Origin of the sequence: Sinomonas sp. (genome assembly GCF_051955515.1) — a bacterium.
Classification (GTDB): domain Bacteria; phylum Actinomycetota; class Actinomycetes; order Actinomycetales; family Micrococcaceae; genus Sinomonas.
Window position 1 is genome coordinate 1 of sequence record NZ_JBQCGQ010000248.1, and the last position, 14,548, is coordinate 14,548.

Consider the following 14,548-nt stretch of genomic DNA (forward strand, 5'->3'; position numbering starts at 1 on the left):
CGCGGCGGGGCTCGCCGCGGGAAGGGTCGACGGCGTGATCGCCTGCCTGCCCGACGTCAACTTCCTGGCTGACTACCCACGCGCCCTCGACATCGCCACGACCGGGCCGTACCCCGAGCTCGAGAACTACCTCAAGCGGCACCGCGGCGAAGTCGAGGCCGCCTTCGCGACGCTGCAGTATTTCGACGTCGTCAATCTCGCCCGCGCCGCGCGCGTCCCGGCGTACTTCTCGGTGGCCCTCCGCGACACCACGTGCCCGCCGTCGACCGTCTACGCCACGTACAACAACTACGGCGAGTCCTCCCCAGTGGCCGTCGAGAAGTCCATCGAGGAGTACCCGTTCAACAACCACGAGGGCGGGGGAGAGCACCACGTGGCCCGGCAGCTCGCGTGGCTGCGGAAGCTCCTGTCCTGAATGTTGCGCCGTCACCTCCGCAGGGTGCCTCAATGTTGCGCCGTCAGATCCGCAGGGTTGGCGGGAGGGTGGCGGATCCCGTAAGGTGCTCGCATGATCAAGCGTTGGTATGCGTATTTTGCGTTGGCTCTGGAGGGCCAAGCGTAGATACGCGCATACCAACCTTCAGAGCCGACAGGGCAGGGACTCCGGTCCCTGCCCTTCGCCATTCCAGGCAGGCTCTGAACGCGGGGTCTGTCGGAGAGAGACAGGAACCGATGAACCCGCAAGCCCTCGCAGCCCAGGCAGCTCCCGCACTCCGCAATGCCCGCGTCGCCGAATTCGCCCCGCTGCCCACCCCACGAGAGCTCCTCGCAGAGCTCCCGCTGACCGCCGACGCCGCCGCCACGATCGCCCGCAGCCGCGACGAGGTGCGCGCCGTGCTCGACGGCGTTGACGACCGCCTGCTCGTCGTCGTCGGCCCCTGCTCCATCCACGACCCCGAGGCGGGCCTCGACTACGCTCGGCGACTCGCCCTCGTCGCCCGCGAGCATCGCGAGGACCTGCTCGTGGTGATGCGCACGTACTTCGAGAAGCCGCGCACCACGGTGGGCTGGAAGGGCCTCATCAATGACCCGCACCTCGACGGCTCGCACGACATCGCGACCGGCCTCCGCGCCGCCCGCCGCGTGCTGCTCGACGTACTCGGCCTCGGTCTGCCGACCGCCACCGAGTTCCTCGAGCCCATCTCGCCGCAGTACACCGCCGACGCCATCGCCTGGGGCGCGATCGGCGCGCGCACGGCAGAGAGCCAGATCCACCGCCAGCTCGTCTCGGGCCTCTCGATGCCAGTCGGCTTCAAGAACGGGACCGACGGCGGCCTGCAGGTCGCGATCGACGCCTGCGGCGCGGCTTCCGCCGCTCAGGCCTTCCTGGGGATTGACGACGACGGCCGCGCCGCCCTCGTCGCAACGTCCGGCAACGCGGACACTCACCTTGTGCTCCGCGGTGGCGCGGCGGGCCCGAACTACGACGCCGACTCCGTCGTCGCGGCGTCCGCCACCCTCGCCGCCAAGGCCCTGAATCCGCGCTTGGTGGTCGATGCGAGCCACGCGAACAGCGGCAAGAACCACCACCGCCAGGCCGAAGTGGCCCTCGAGCTGGGGGCCCAGATCGCGGCCGGAGGGCCGTCCTCGGGAGCGATCGCTGGCGTCATGCTCGAGAGCTTCCTGCTCGGCGGGGCGCAGACGCTCGACGTCGCCGCGCACGCGGCGGGCAAGGACCAGCTCGTGTACGGTCAATCCGTCACGGACGCGTGCATGGACTGGGCCGTCACGGAGGACGTGCTCGGCCACCTCGCGGGTGCGGCACGGAGCCGGAGGATCGCCGTCTGACCTCGGAAAATGCCACTTTCACAAGAGTCCCTCCAGCAACTACAGTAAAAGCAATGCGCAGGTGAGGGCACAACGGCGAGCGAGGAACTGAAGATGGCTGGATCGGGGGAGTTCGCAAACACTCGCTTCCTCACGGTCGCCGAAGTTGCGGCGGTCATGCGGGTCTCCAAGATGACGGTGTACCGGCTCGTGCATTCGGGGGAGATGCCCGCTGTTCGCTTCGGGCGTTCGTATCGCGTGCCTGAGGCCGCGGTCGAGGAGTACGTTCGGCATGCTGCCGTCGAGGGGCACTCCGAAACGGCGTGACGTCTCGCGTGCTGTATTCTGTTCAGGAACGTTTTACGTTACGTCACCAGCAGTTGGTTGCAGCGGCCTCTGGGCGCCCCGGCCAGCGGCCCGGGACTCCAACTACTGTAAGGATCTTCTGTGGGATCAGTTATCAAGAAGCGCCGCAAGCGCATGGCCAAGAAGAAGCACCGCAAGCTGCTTCGCAAGACTCGTCACCAGCGCCGCAACAAGAAGTAGGCGCGACGCCTCAGCAGAGGCAGGTGAAGTGAGGCCCGTCCCCGACTGCGGGGGCGGGCCTCGCTGCCGTTTCGGGTACACCAACCGCCGCCCCCAGCCGTTTCGGGTGCACCAACCGGCCCCTCATAGCCATACTCCAAGTGAGTTGGCGTACCCGAAACGATCCAGATCGTGAGTTGGCGTACCCGAAACAGAGGAGTGGGCGGGGTTAGCGGCGGAAGCGCGTGTAGCTGCGCCAGAGTCCGTAGATCGCCCCGCCGACGGTGGCGAGCTTGAGGCCGAGCGTCGCGGCGCGTCGCCCGGCCCGGAAATCGTAGATGGGCCAGTTGTGGGCGTTCGCGTGACGCCGCAGCCGGACGTCGGGGTTGATCGCCACGGGATGGCCGACGAGGCTCAGCAGCGGGATGTCGTTATGCGAGTCCGAGTAGGCCCAACACCTCTTGAGGTCCAACCCCTCGCGCTCGGCGAGTTCCGCAGCGGCTTCGGCCTTGGCACGGCCGTGCAGGATCTCGCCGACGAGCCGGCCGGTATAGGCGCCGTTCTCGATCTCGCCCACTGTGCCCAAGGCTCCGGTGAGCCCCAGGCGCTCGGCGATCACGGAGGCGATCTCGATGGGCGTCGCCGTCACGAGCCACACCCGTCGACCCACGCGCAGATGCTGCTCGGCGAGGGCCTTCGCGCCGGGCCAGATGCGCGATTCGATCATCTCGTCGTAGACCTCGTAGCCCACGGTAGCGACGTCCTCGGCGCGGATGCCGGCCGCGAGGGCCAGGGCCGACGCCTGAATCGAATGAACGTCCTCGAGTTTCTCGCCGCGGAGGAGGAACGTGAACTGCTTCCACGCGAACCCTGCGGCATCGCGCAGGGTGAAGGCCTTCCGCTCGTACATCTTGCGGCCCACGTGGAAGATGCTGGCGCCGCGCATCAGGGTGTTGTCCACGTCGAAGAACGCAGCTTCGGCGGGCCGTGCCTGCGGGGCTGGGCGCGCCGGGGCAGACGCGAACTTCTCGGCAGGCATGGTCCGAGTCTAATCACTCGGTGCGGCTCGCTCCGCGCTGGTCATGGTGGGCCATCGCCCCGCGCTACCGTGGAACGATGCATGCCCCGGAGATCGTTCTGCTGACCCGCCGCGACTGTCATCTCTGCGAGGCGGCCCGCGAAACCGTGGGCCGAGTTGCCGCATCGCTCGGCTTGGGGTGGTCCGAACAGCTGATTGACGACGACGCAGACCTCACCGAGCGCTTCGCCGAGGAAGTCCCGGTGGTTCTGGTCGACGGCGTGCAGCGGGACTTCTGGAAGATCGACGAGGCGCGCTTGCGGCGGACAGTCGAGGCAGCGGCGCGAGACTGAGGTCATGGCGCAGGCGTTGTTCGTGGCGGGGCCAGTTTTGGCGGCGGACCGGCCCGGTCCTAAAGTGAAACAGCCCGGTCATGGGGCGAATCGGCAGATGTGGGAGGAGCGCGGCGATGACGTCTCACGCGAAGATGCCCGACGCCGAGCCAGCCGCCAAGCGCCTGCCGAGTGCCGTCGTCGCCCGCCTGACGATCTACCTCCGCGCGCTCAACGGCTTTGTGGCCGAGGGAGTCGAGCGGGTCTCGTCCGATGAATTGGCGGAGGCATCCGGCGTGAGTTCCGCCACGCTCCGCAAAGACCTTTCGCAGCTGGGCTCCTACGGGACGCGGGGCGTGGGCTACGAAGTGGAGAACCTGCTCCAGCACCTTTCGGCGGCATTGGGCCTCACCCGCGATTGGCGCGTGGCGATTGTCGGGGCGGGCAACTTGGGCCGCGCGCTGGCCCGCTACGGCGGTTTCGAGACGCGGGGGTTCGAGGTGGTCGCGCTGCTGGACACGGACCCGCAGGTGATCGGCAACGAGGTCGGATGGCTGCGCGTCACGGACGCCGCCAACCTCGAGGCGATCTTCCGGCGCACGAAGGCGAACATGGCCGTTCTCGCACTGCCCGGCTCGGTGGCGCAGGAAGCCTGCGACCGGGTGGTCGCGGCAGGAGTGCGCAGCATCTTGAGCTTTGCGCCGACCATTCTCCAGGTGCCGCGGGGGGTCACCCTCCGGAAGGTGGACATGGCGACTGAGCTGCAGATCCTCGCCTACCACGCTCAGCGCGGCGAGGCGGGCGGCCACTCCGGGGAGGACGAGCACGGCGAACCTGCAGCCGGTACGACGGTGGACTAGCCTTCGCGGGGATCAGCGAACGTAGCCGCCGCGCGCGGCTTTCGCGAGCGAGAAGTAGGCGTTCGACGGCGGAAGCCACTCGAGCACCGTGGCCACGATGTATGCGGTGGTCGTCGCGGCGCTCACGATGTACACAGGGAAGGATCGGGCGAGTTCGCCCACCATCTGCGTTCCGAGACTGAGGATGAGCACGGCTCCCAGAAGGACGCTGAGCAGGCTCAAGGCGGCGAACACGGTCTGCAGGATGCGCACCCAGTTGCGGCCAGCGCGGATGCCCAACGCGATGAGGACCCCGACGGCAGCGCCGAGGAGCGCGCCCACCCAGAACGAGGGGACGGCGATGTTCATGATCTGGTCGAGCAGCCCCGGCGGAATCGGACGCCGAGACTGGACGGTGTACTCCGCCATGACCGTGGTGAACGTGTCGGTGAACACCTGAATCTGGTACGGCACGAGGACCAACGGGAGCACCGCCGAGGCAACAAGGCACCAGAACGCGGCAGTGACCGTCCGCGGCCTCTGGAACCCCGTCTGGGGCATCCCGGGGAACGTCCCGGTCGGCACCTGGCTCGGCCACGGGCCCGAGTAGTTTTCAGTCATGTGCGTTTCCCCCTTCTGAAGCTGCTACTGCCCGTACGGGTTCCCGAACGATCGCGGAGGCCCGGTATACGGATTGGCGAAAGTGTTGTGGGCGTTGAGGTATGCCGTGACACCGGGTCGGAACAGCAGCACGATCGACGCCACCGCGAGGGCGACGGTGATCAGGGCGAACAGACCTGACACCACGAAGCTGAAGATCGTGAGGGCCAAGAAGACAGTTCCGAGCGTCCGGGCCCACCGGCGTCCTCGCTGCAGGAAGATTGCGCTGACCACCAGGATGGCGGCGTTGACGATAGCGCCGACGAAGGCCGCCCACAGTACGGTCACCAGGACGCTGCGGAACTCCTCGAAGCTGATCTGCGAGGGCTGACCGGCAGTCTGCTCGTCGTAGATGGTACGGAACGCGGAGAGATTGCTCATGTTGACCGCGAGCCCGAAGATCCCCATGAGCACTTCGACGACTGCCGTCGCGATGAGGAGCCAGAACGCCACCGTGACAGCCTTGCGCTGGGCCTCCTGCGGAGGCGCCCAGTATCCCGCCGGCTGGCCGTACTGCTGCGCTGGCTGGCCATAAGGCGGCTGGCCGTATTGGGGCTGTTGCCCGTATTGGGGCTGCTGGCCATACTGAGGTGCCTGGCCGTATTGCCCGTACTGCGGAGGCTGGCCATAAGGTGCCTGCTGGCCATAAGGCGGCTGCTGTCCGTAGTGGGGCTGCCCGTATGGGGGCGCCTGCTGGCCCGGGGCGTACTCCCCGTAGCGCGGTGCCGGCCGCGGCTCCTTTGGCTCCGGCGGTCCGGGCGGTTGGGCGGGACCGGAACGTTCCTCGTCGTCGCGCGGCTGATCGGGCTGTGGTGATGAGGTGCTCATGGCTCGTCCTCCAGTCGGCCTGTGGACGGCCAGCATCCGTCCCCGCACTGCTCACATTACCGGGAGGTACCGTCATTCGAGAGGAAAAAACAACAGCGCCGATCCGGGATTTCCGGATCGGCGCTGCGAGAGCCCTGCGAACTTGCTCCCAGGGCGGAGATCAGGCCTGGGGAGCGGTGAACGCGAGGTCGAGCGAGATGACCACCTTGTCGCTCACGAGGACGCCGCCGGTCTCGAGGACTGCGTTCCAGGTGAGGCCGAATTCCTTGCGGGAGATGGTGGTCTCGCCGGAGATGCCGGCGCGGGTCGTGCCGAACGGGTCGACGGCCACGCCGTTGAACTCGGTCTCGATGGTGATCTGCTGGGTGACGCCCTTGATCGTGAGGTCGCCCGTCACGTCGTAGGACTCGCCGTTGTGCTCGATCGCGGTGGAGACGAAGGTCATCTCCGGGTACTCCTCGACGTCGAAGAAGTCGGCGCTCTTGACGTGGCCATCGCGGTTGGCGTCGCCGGAATCGAACGAGGCGGTCTTCACGGTGGCTTCGACCTTGGTCTGGGCGAGGCTGTGGCCAACGTTGACGGTCGCGGCGGCGTCGGTGAAGCGTCCGCGGACCTTGCTGATGCCGGCGTGCCGGACGGTGAAGGCGACGTCGCTGTGGGCGATGTCGAGGGTCCAGATGCCGGTGGTGATGCCCGAGGGGACGGTCATGATGATCTCCTTAGTGGGGGTAATTGTTGAAGCGTCAATCAATGCCTCCATACTATCCATGCAAATGCATGTTCCGCTACCCCCTGTGTCTGACTTCACAGGGAACTCTCGGGAACGCCCTGTAGTTCTACTGCTCGTAGAATGAGAGGAGTCCGGGGACGTCCCGCAGCTGCCCGACGATTTCCCGCAGCCTCTCCGATTTGAGAAACTGGATGTCATGCCCTCTTCCACCGTCCATCTGCTGCGCCACGGCGAGGTCCACAATCCGACCGGTGTGCTGTACGGGCGGCTCCCGGAGTTCCACCTCTCCGAGCGGGGCCGAAAGATGGCGGAATGCGTCGCCGAATACTTCTTGCAGAAGGCGGACGACGGCGCGCGGTTCGTCTATCTCGCGGCCTCACCTCTGACGCGGGCCCAGGAGACCGCGGCCCCCACTGCCGCCGCGCTCGGCCTCGAGATCGAGACCGAGCCGCGCATCAACGAGGCCGAGAACGTCTTCGAGGGCTTGCGCGTGAGCCGCGCCGAGCTCGCGAAGCCGCGCCATTGGCGTTATCTCGTGAACCCGTTCGTCCCGTCGTGGGGCGAGCCGTATCAAGCCCAGGCGACCCGAGTCCTGGCCGCGGTGACCGATGCGGCGAGGACCGCCGTCGACCGCGGCGGTGACGGGGCCCAGGCAATTCTGGTGGGCCATCAGCTCCCGATCTGGGTGACCCGGCTCAAAGTCCAGAACCGCGCGCTGTGGCACGACCCGCGGATGCGCGAATGCACGCTTGCGTCCGTCACAAGCCTCACCGTCGATGCAGCGAGCGGCGCGGTCGTCTCGCTCCGCTACGCCGAGCCCGCCGCCGCGCTCCTGCCCGGCGCCGCGACTACCCCGGGGGCATGAATGGCCAGCTCTGACCACACTCGTCGTCGCTTCCTCTCCCTCGCAGCGGGCCTCCCCGCGGCAGCCGTGGCTGCCGCGGTCCTCGCCGGCTGTGCGTCCAACGATCCCCTCGCCGCCCAGGCCCGTGCAGGGGACAACAAGAACTACGTTGCCGGCGACGGCTCGGTGACCGAGTACGCGAAGGACCAGCGCAAGCCGCCCGTCGCGTTCACCGGCACCCTGTACGACGGTACGAAGGTCGACTCGGCGAGCTTCGCCGGGCATGTGACGGTCCTGAACTTCTGGTTCGCGGCCTGCGCGCCGTGCCGGGTCGAGGCCCCGAGCCTCAAAGCCCTGCACGACGAGTTCGCGTCCCAGGGCGTGGGCTTCTACGGCGTGAACCTCAGGGACGAGCAGGGCACAGCGCAGGCGTTCGAGCAGAACTTCGGGATCACGTACCCGAGCTTCAACGACCAGGATGGCAAGGTCCTGCTCGCGGTGTCCGGCATGGTGCCGCCGGGAGCCGTCCCCACGACCCTCGTCCTGGACAAGCAGGGCCGGGTCTCAGCGCGCATCCTCGGGGAGCTCGACAAGGGCACCCTCAAGGCCCTCATCCAGTCCGCGGCGGCCGAGTAGCGTGGGCGGGAACAGCTTCAGCGATGCCGTCCTGAACGGCTCCCTCCTGCTCGCCGTGCCCGTGGCGCTCCTCGCGGGCGTCGTCTCCTTCGTCTCGCCCTGCGTCCTTCCGCTGGTCCCTGGATACCTCGGCTATGTCACCGGCCTGACGGGCGTGGACCTCGAGAAGCAGAAGCGCGGCCGAATGGTCGCGGGCATCGGGCTGTTCGTGCTGGGCTTCACGGTCGTGTTCGTGGCAACCGGGGCAGTGTTCGGCCAGCTCGGCTCGTGGCTCGCGACCTCGCAGGTGTGGTTGACGCGCGTGCTGGGCATCGTCGTCGTCCTCATGGGCATCGTGTTCATGGGCGGGCTGGGGATCTTCCAGCGCGAGGCGCGGGTTCACGCGAAGCCTCCCGCAGGCCTCTGGGGCGCGCCCCTGCTCGGGGTGACGTTCGGCCTCGGCTGGGTTCCGTGCATCGGCCCGACCCTCGCCTCGGTCCAGCTGCTGGCCTTCACGGACGGCCCGACCGCGTACAAGGGCGCCTTCTTGACCTTTGTCTACTGCCTCGGGCTGGGCGTGCCGTTCCTCCTGATCGCCCTCGCGTTCCGGCGCGGCATGGGCGCGCTCAAATTCTTCAAGAAGCACCGCAGGGCTCTGCAGGCCTTCGGCGGGGGCATGCTGATCCTCATCGGCGTGCTCATCGTCTCGGGCGTCTGGAGCCATTGGATTTCGCAGCTGCAGCTGTGGATCGGAACCGTGAGGCCGCCCATCTGATGAGCCTGAAGACCCAGAACTCGAAGACGCCCAAGAAGCCGAAGAAGCAGCGGACGCGGGACGACGTCGCCCTCCCCGTCCTCGGCTTCCTCGGCATGCTGCGGTGGGCCTGGACGCAGCTGACGAGCATGAAGACCGCGCTCTTCCTGCTCCTGCTGCTTGCCGTCGCGGCCGTGCCCCGATCGCTGTTCAAGCAGCGCCCCGTCGACCCGGCCGCGGTCACGCAGTACCTCAAGGACCATCCGGACTACGGGCCGATCCTCGACAAGCTCCAGATGTTCGACGTGTATTCGTCGGTCTGGTTCTCGGCGATCTACCTGCTGCTGTTCATCTCGCTCATCGGCTGCGTGATCCCGCGGGCCATCGCGCACTGGAAGGCCTGGCGCTCGAAGCCGCCCCGCACGCCGGCGCGGCTCTCGCGCCTGCCCGTCTACGGAACCCTCGTGGTCCCCCCCGAGGAAGGCCTCGGCGCGGAGGAGGCTGCGAAGCAGGCCGCGTCCGTGCTCAAGAAGCGCGGGTACCGCGTGGACCTCCGCCCGGCCGATGGGAAGGATGCGCTCGCCTCGGTCGGCGCCGAGCGGGGTTACCTGCGCGAATTGGGGAACCTGTGCTTCCACAGCGGCCTGGTGGGCGTGCTCGTCTCGGTCGCGATCGGCGGCCTCTTCGGCTACAGCGGCCAGCGGACTCTTGTGGAGGGGGACACGTTCGTCAACACCCTCGTGGGCTACGACCAGTTCAATCCGGGGACGGACTTCCAGTCGTCGTGGCTCCAGCCGTACTCGATCCAGCTCGACAAGTTCGACGTCCGCTACGACCGCGAGTCTCCCGGGCACTTCGGCCAGCCGCTCGACTTCACGGCCTCGCTCACCACGAAGGACTCGCCCGGATCGGAGGCGAAGCAGCAGACGCTCAAGGTCAACGACCCGGTCAACGTCGGCGGGACGAGCGTCTACCTCGTGGGCAATGGCTACGCTCCCGTGGTCACGGTCCGTGGGGGCGACGGCAAGATCGCGTTCCAAGGTCCGATCCCTTCGCTCCCGACTGACGCCGTGTACACGTCCACGCTCGTCATCAAAGCTCCCGACGCGAAGCCGACCCAGCTCGGCTTTGTCGGGTTCTTCCTCCCGGCCTCCGTCAAGGATTCCAGCGGGGTGGCCTACAGCGCCGACCCGGACCCGCTCAACCCAGAGCTCAACCTCAACTCCTACGTGGGGGACCTCGGCCTCGACAAGGGCGCGCCGCAGAACGTCTTCGCACTGGACGTCTCCAAGCTCACCCAGGTCAACGGCCGGGACAAGCCAGCAGGCGGCATCGTGCTCGACGCAGGCCAGACGTACACGCTGCCGAACGGCCAGGGCTCCATCAGCTTCGACGGGCTCAAGCGGTACGTGGCGCTGGACATCCATCACAACCCCGGTCAGGTGTGGGCGCTCGGCTTCGGGCTGTTCTCCCTCGCCGGGCTCATCGCCTCGCTCTTCGTCCCGCGCCGCCGCCTGTGGCTGCGGTTGGGCGACCACGAGGACGGCCGCACCATGGTCGAATACGGGCTTCTGGCCCGCGGCGAGGACCACGGTCTCGCCGCGGAGGGCAGGGCCATCCATTCCGCCCTTTCGAAGGTCTGGGGGCTCCAGGCGGAGAATAGGACACAGTCAACTTCAGGGAAGGGCTCGTGATGCTCCCCATCAACCAGACCCTCGGCGAGTACAGCGAGCTCTTCATGCTGCTCGCCGCCGGAACATACGTCGTCGCGTTCCTCGCCTTCGCGTGGGACATGGCGACGAGCGGCAAGACCGCCCAGCGCGACGCCGCCCTCCTGGCGGAGAAGCAGAAAGTCCCCGCGATGGCGGGCGCGGCGAAAGGCGCGGACGACGGCGGCAGCCCGGTTCCGCCGTCGTCCTCCGCCAAGGCGCGCATCGCCGAGGTGGCAGACGGGGGTCTCGCCTATACGACGCGGCGCAACGCCGCCCGCGTGGGCGTGGCGCTCAGCATCCTGGGCCTCCTGATCCACGCCGCGGGCGTGGTCACGCGAGGCGTCGCAGCAGGCCGCGTGCCATGGGGCAACATGTATGAGTTCTGCACCACCGGCGCGTTCCTCGTGGTGGCCGTCTTCCTCATCACCCTCATCAGGCGGGATCTGCGCTTCCTCGGCACGTTCGTCCTGGGCCTCGCGGTCGTCATGATGGTGGCCGCCGCGGTGGCCTTCTGGACCCCGGTCGGGCACCTCGTTCCCGCGCTGCAGAGCTACTGGCTGGTGATCCACGTGTCGATCGCGGTGCTCTCCTCGGCTCTCTTCACGCTGACGTTCTCGATGGGCGTCCTCCAGCTCATCCAGTCGCGGCGCGAGGCGAAGATTGCGGCGGGCGGCGAGGACCGCGGGGGCTTCCTGCGGCTGGTCCCCAGCGCACTGACGCTCGAGACGTTGAGCTATCGCATCAACACGATTGCGTTCGTCGGCTGGACGCTCACGGTCATGTTCGGCTCGATCTGGGCCGAGAAGGCGTGGGGCCGCTTCTGGGGCTGGGACACGAAAGAAGTCTGGAGCTTCGTCATCTGGGTCGTGTATGCGGCGTACCTCCACGCCCGTGCTACGCGTGGCTGGACGGGGACCCGTGCCGCATGGCTCTCGATCGTCGGCTACCTGTGCGTGATCTTCAACTTCACGGTCGTGAATATGTACTTCTCGGGCCTGCACTCGTACGCGGGGCTCCCGACGTAGGGGCCCTCTGAGCGCGGCGTTCCGCCCTTTTTCGGAACTTCTCTTGCGCCGTCAGCTTTGCAGGGTGTGGACCCTGCAAGACTGACGGCGCAAGCGTTTTTGCGCATTGACTTCTCCGCCTCCCTCTCGGAATAATCGTTTCAATCCGTCCGGAAACCGCTTTCCGGAAGTCTGAACGAGCTCACCGAGGAGCCAGAGATGCAGCCACAGAAGTCAGACGAGATGCAGAGCATGCGGGGAGTGACGCGCAGGAGGGTCGTCCAGGGGCTCGGCGGGGTCGCGGTAGGGGCAGCGCTCGCAAGCCAGGCCGGAGTGCAGGCCGCGACCGCCGCGACGACGCAGGCAGCGGGGGAAGGCGTGAAGGTCCTGATCGGCGGTTCGCCCGCCACAGTGGGAAGCTATGTGTTCCCGGCCGAGGTGCCCGAGCTGGTCTTGGACAACGGTCTTGTCCGTGCCACCTTCGGGCGGGATGACGTTGGCGTCAAGACAGGCTGGCAGGACGTCTCCATCACGGCGACGTCGGTCGTGGTCGCCGGCACCGAGCTCGCCCACAACCTGAACGGCGTGGATCCGCGTGACCCCGATCGCCAGCACTCCTTCTACGTCGACGCCTCCGGCGGCAAGACGCGCCTGGTCTGTTCGAGGGTGGACGTCCTGCGGGCGGAGCCCGGGCTGGTCGAGGTCGCGTTCGTGGACACGACGAGCACCCCTTTGCGACACGAGCACCATCTGGTGATGCGCTCCGGTCATCGCGGCATCTACGGGTACGACATCATGACGGCGGTGACCGACACCTCCATCAGCGAGGTCCGGATGAACACCCGATGGGACCGCAGCGTCCTGGACCACGCCTACAACTGGGAGCGCGGTGCCGGGCAGCAGCCAACGTACGCCTACCTCGCCACACAGCAGAGCGTTCAGGATGAGACGTGGCGAGTCGATGGGGTCAACAACCCGAATCTGCCCAGCCCCGACAGCAACTCGGGAAATCTGCCGGCCGGCAGCGTCTACAGCAAGTACGACTGGAGCCTGTACCACCACGAGAACCCGATGTTCGGGCACTTCGGGCATGGCTTCGGGGCGTGGTTCACCCCGCTCGGCGGCGTCACCGATGACACCCTGTGCGCCTTCTACGGCGCCGGTCCGCAGCACCAGGACCTGGCCATCCACCAGGACGCCTTGATCCTGAACTACTTCTCCCGCAACCACTACGGCGAGCCCGGCTATGCCATTCCGGCTGGATACCGGCGTCTGTACGGGCCCTGGCTGACCTTCTTCACGGTGGGCGACCCAGCCACGCCGGACGCGATGATCGCGGAAGCCGCGCGCATGGCCCAGGCCGAGATCAGCGAGCATCGGGCCGGAGCCCCGTGGGTAGCCGATTCCCTTTACCCCTCGCAGGCCCAGCGCACGACTCTGACGGGACGGGTGCGCCTCGCGGACGGGCGCCCCGCCTCGGACTTCCACGTGATCCTCTCCACCCAGGACAGCGAGAGCGTCTTCCCCATTGCCGAACCGACCTACTTCGTGAGGACCGACGGCGACGGCCGCTTCGAGCTCCCCGGCATCCCACCGGCGTGGCAGCCCGGCAGTACGGCCCCGGGAGCCTATGTGCTCTATATCCAGCCCGCCGAAGGATCGGTCACCGACCTCTATCGCCAGCCCGGCGTCGTCGTCCGCGGGGGCCAGCAGGATCTGGGTGAGATCGTCTGGAGCCCTGGGGCGCATGGGACCTTCCTGTGGCAGATCGGTCGATCGGATCGCACCGCCGGCGAGTACGCGCTGTCCACGAAGTCCCCAGTGACCGCGAAGCCGCGAGGCTACGAGAAGCCCGCCGCCATTCCGGCCGACCTGACGTTCACCATCGGCCAGAGCTGGGAACCCACCGACTGGTATTACGCCCAGACGAACCGGGGCACGTGGACCGTCCGGTTCGCCCTCGAGCGTGCCTTCACGGGGACGGCGTACCTTACGGTCGCGACGGCGATGCAGCAGGGCGGCGCTCCCACCGTGGCTGTCAACGGCAATTCCTCAGCGATCACTGGGTCCCTCCCCAACAACAACGACTCCACCATCGCCCGGCAGGCAGACCGCAGCGGCTACCCCCGCACGGCGGTGCTGTCGTTCCCGGCCAGCCTGCTCGTCGCGGGGGAGAACACCATCACGTTCGCCCACGGTGCGCCGGCTCCGGCCGGGAAGGGTCCGGGGTGGGACACGCTGGTCCTCGAGGTCGACGAGGGTGCCCCATCTGCGGCCGCAAAGCTCACCGCCTCCCTGGCCAAGACCTACTCCGGGGGCGCGACGACGTGGGCTCTGACGGTGCGCAACGACGGACCCGGAACCGCGCGCGACGTGCGCATCCATGCCGTCAGCACCCCTTCGGGCAAGCCCGCCCAGGTGATCGGCCGGGATCCGAGCAAATTCGCCGTCCCGGTTGCCGCGGTGCTCGCGCCGGGTGCGAGCACCGTCACGCAGATCACCGTCGCTGGTGGCTCGCCGCTCGCGGGGACCCTCAGTGCCGCCGGCGGACGCACCACCGCGACCGCTGGCTGACCACCAGAAAGGACCTACCGTGGGAAGACTCTTCGATAGCCCCTGGCCGATCATCATCATCGTCGTTGTGGCGCTCCTGCTGTTTGCGGCACCCAAGCTCCCGGCAATGGCGCGCGCCCTTGGCCAGTCCATGCGGATCCTGCGCTCCGAGGTCAAGGAGATGAGAAGCGAGGACGGCGAGCAGCCGTCGTCGTCCTCGAGCTGACAAGCCAGGACGCGCCATGACCAAAGGCCGGGTGCCCCGAAGGTGGGGCGCCCGGTCTTTGGCGTGTGGCGGTGGTGGCGGCGGTGGGGCGCGGGGCACCTGGTGGCGCCGTCACGTTTGCTGGGTGCGCCGTCGTCGTCC

General features: G+C 67.7%; 16 protein-coding genes and 1 pseudogene. 13 read left to right on the forward strand and 4 right to left on the reverse strand.

Annotated elements, in window-relative coordinates; all coding sequences use genetic code 11:
• The 4 genes from ACTHL9_RS14850 to ACTHL9_RS14865 form a co-directional block, all read left to right on the forward strand.
• A partial coding sequence (locus ACTHL9_RS14850; protein ID WP_440520061.1) for an acetylxylan esterase occupies positions 1-415 on the forward strand: 415 nt, incomplete at its 5' end.
• 257 nt (positions 416-672) lie between these two features.
• Complete coding sequence (locus ACTHL9_RS14855) at positions 673-1,788, forward strand: 3-deoxy-7-phosphoheptulonate synthase (RefSeq protein WP_440520062.1); 1,116 nt, start codon at positions 673-675, stop codon at positions 1,786-1,788.
• Positions 1,789-1,881: 93 nt separating this feature from the next.
• The gene (locus tag ACTHL9_RS14860; RefSeq protein ID WP_440520063.1) at positions 1,882-2,094 is read left to right on the forward strand and encodes a helix-turn-helix domain-containing protein; all 213 of its coding nucleotides are present in this window, start codon (positions 1,882-1,884) and stop codon (positions 2,092-2,094) included.
• Positions 2,095-2,214: 120 nt separating this feature from the next.
• Entirely contained in the window at positions 2,215-2,313 is a 99-nt protein-coding gene (locus ACTHL9_RS14865; protein WP_003792170.1) for a 30S ribosomal protein bS22, read from the forward strand.
• A gap of 208 nt (positions 2,314-2,521) precedes the next feature.
• Here the strand turns inward: ACTHL9_RS14865 and ACTHL9_RS14870 are convergent, their stop codons facing one another.
• Positions 2,522-3,331, reverse strand: coding sequence for an HAD family hydrolase (locus tag ACTHL9_RS14870; protein WP_440520064.1), 810 nt, complete (start codon positions 3,329-3,331; stop codon positions 2,522-2,524).
• 77 nt (positions 3,332-3,408) lie between these two features.
• Here ACTHL9_RS14870 and ACTHL9_RS14875 point away from each other — a divergent pair, with 77 nt between their 5' ends.
• Together ACTHL9_RS14875 and ACTHL9_RS14880 are read left to right on the forward strand one after the other, a co-directional pair.
• Complete coding sequence (locus ACTHL9_RS14875; RefSeq protein WP_440520074.1) at positions 3,409-3,663, forward strand: glutaredoxin family protein; 255 nt, start codon at positions 3,409-3,411, stop codon at positions 3,661-3,663.
• A 116-nt stretch (positions 3,664-3,779) separates the two neighbouring features.
• Positions 3,780-4,502 carry a redox-sensing transcriptional repressor Rex gene (locus ACTHL9_RS14880; protein WP_440520065.1) on the forward strand — a complete coding sequence of 241 codons (723 nt, stop codon included), beginning with the start codon at positions 3,780-3,782 and terminating at the stop codon, positions 4,500-4,502.
• Between the two features lie 12 nt (positions 4,503-4,514).
• On the opposite strand, the gene ACTHL9_RS14885 is transcribed toward ACTHL9_RS14880, so the two are convergent.
• From ACTHL9_RS14885 to ACTHL9_RS14895, 3 genes are all read right to left on the reverse strand, one after another.
• The gene (locus ACTHL9_RS14885; protein WP_440520066.1) at positions 4,515-5,102 is read right to left on the reverse strand and encodes a hypothetical protein; all 588 of its coding nucleotides are present in this window, start codon (positions 5,100-5,102) and stop codon (positions 4,515-4,517) included.
• 24 nt (positions 5,103-5,126) lie between these two features.
• Complete coding sequence (locus ACTHL9_RS14890; protein ID WP_440520067.1) at positions 5,127-5,969, reverse strand: hypothetical protein; 843 nt, start codon at positions 5,967-5,969, stop codon at positions 5,127-5,129.
• A gap of 160 nt (positions 5,970-6,129) precedes the next feature.
• Positions 6,130-6,678, reverse strand: coding sequence for a YceI family protein (locus tag ACTHL9_RS14895; RefSeq protein ID WP_440520068.1), 549 nt, complete (start codon positions 6,676-6,678; stop codon positions 6,130-6,132).
• A 217-nt stretch (positions 6,679-6,895) separates the two neighbouring features.
• Here ACTHL9_RS14895 and ACTHL9_RS14900 point away from each other — a divergent pair, with 217 nt between their 5' ends.
• The 7 genes and pseudogenes from ACTHL9_RS14900 to ACTHL9_RS14930 form a co-directional block, all read left to right on the forward strand.
• On the forward strand, positions 6,896-7,564 hold the full coding sequence (locus ACTHL9_RS14900) for a histidine phosphatase family protein (RefSeq protein ID WP_440520069.1): 669 nt from the start codon (positions 6,896-6,898) through the stop codon (positions 7,562-7,564).
• Positions 7,565-8,179, forward strand: coding sequence for a TlpA family protein disulfide reductase (locus ACTHL9_RS14905; RefSeq protein ID WP_440520070.1), 615 nt, complete (start codon positions 7,565-7,567; stop codon positions 8,177-8,179).
• Position 8,180: 1 nt separating this feature from the next.
• Positions 8,181-8,933, forward strand: coding sequence for a cytochrome c biogenesis CcdA family protein (locus ACTHL9_RS14910; RefSeq protein WP_440520071.1), 753 nt, complete (start codon positions 8,181-8,183; stop codon positions 8,931-8,933).
• Positions 8,933-10,606, forward strand: a complete 1,674-nt coding sequence (gene resB / locus ACTHL9_RS14915) for a cytochrome c biogenesis protein ResB (protein WP_440520072.1) — start codon at positions 8,933-8,935, stop codon at positions 10,604-10,606. Before ACTHL9_RS14910 ends, resB begins: the two co-directional genes overlap by 1 nt.
• Positions 10,606-11,649 (forward strand): c-type cytochrome biogenesis protein CcsB, encoded by a 1,044-nt coding sequence (gene ccsB, locus ACTHL9_RS14920; protein ID WP_440520075.1) that lies wholly within the window; start codon positions 10,606-10,608, stop codon positions 11,647-11,649. The genes resB and ccsB overlap by 1 nt, the downstream gene beginning before the upstream one ends.
• Positions 11,650-11,847: 198 nt before the next feature.
• Positions 11,848-14,202 (forward strand): polysaccharide lyase family protein, encoded by a 2,355-nt coding sequence (locus ACTHL9_RS14925; protein WP_440520073.1) that lies wholly within the window; start codon positions 11,848-11,850, stop codon positions 14,200-14,202.
• A gap of 19 nt (positions 14,203-14,221) precedes the next feature.
• Positions 14,222-14,401 (forward strand): annotated as a pseudogene (locus ACTHL9_RS14930) (Sec-independent protein translocase subunit TatA); the annotation flags it as partial.
• Positions 14,402-14,548: the final 147 nt, after the last annotated feature.

Bases quoted from the DNA above. Each gene is read 5' to 3' on its own strand.
- ACTHL9_RS14880 (WP_440520065.1), top strand. From the start codon at position 3,780: ATGACGTCTCACGCGAAGATGCCCGACGCCGAGCCAGCCGCCAAGCGC.
- ccsB (WP_440520075.1), top strand. From the start codon at position 10,606: ATGCTCCCCATCAACCAGACCCTCGGCGAGTACAGCGAGCTCTTCATG.
- ACTHL9_RS14895 (WP_440520068.1), bottom strand. From the start codon at position 6,678: ATGACCGTCCCCTCGGGCATCACCACCGGCATCTGGACCCTCGACATC.
- ACTHL9_RS14855 (WP_440520062.1), top strand. From the start codon at position 673: ATGAACCCGCAAGCCCTCGCAGCCCAGGCAGCTCCCGCACTCCGCAAT.
- ACTHL9_RS14905 (WP_440520070.1), top strand. From the start codon at position 7,565: ATGGCCAGCTCTGACCACACTCGTCGTCGCTTCCTCTCCCTCGCAGCG.
- ACTHL9_RS14885 (WP_440520066.1), bottom strand. From the start codon at position 5,102: ATGACTGAAAACTACTCGGGCCCGTGGCCGAGCCAGGTGCCGACCGGG.
- resB (WP_440520072.1), top strand. From the start codon at position 8,933: ATGAGCCTGAAGACCCAGAACTCGAAGACGCCCAAGAAGCCGAAGAAG.
- ACTHL9_RS14925 (WP_440520073.1), top strand. From the start codon at position 11,848: ATGCAGCCACAGAAGTCAGACGAGATGCAGAGCATGCGGGGAGTGACG.
- ACTHL9_RS14890 (WP_440520067.1), bottom strand. From the start codon at position 5,969: ATGAGCACCTCATCACCACAGCCCGATCAGCCGCGCGACGACGAGGAA.
- ACTHL9_RS14860 (WP_440520063.1), top strand. From the start codon at position 1,882: ATGGCTGGATCGGGGGAGTTCGCAAACACTCGCTTCCTCACGGTCGCC.
- ACTHL9_RS14900 (WP_440520069.1), top strand. From the start codon at position 6,896: ATGCCCTCTTCCACCGTCCATCTGCTGCGCCACGGCGAGGTCCACAAT.
- ACTHL9_RS14875 (WP_440520074.1), top strand. From the start codon at position 3,409: ATGCATGCCCCGGAGATCGTTCTGCTGACCCGCCGCGACTGTCATCTC.
- ACTHL9_RS14870 (WP_440520064.1), bottom strand. From the start codon at position 3,331: ATGCCTGCCGAGAAGTTCGCGTCTGCCCCGGCGCGCCCAGCCCCGCAG.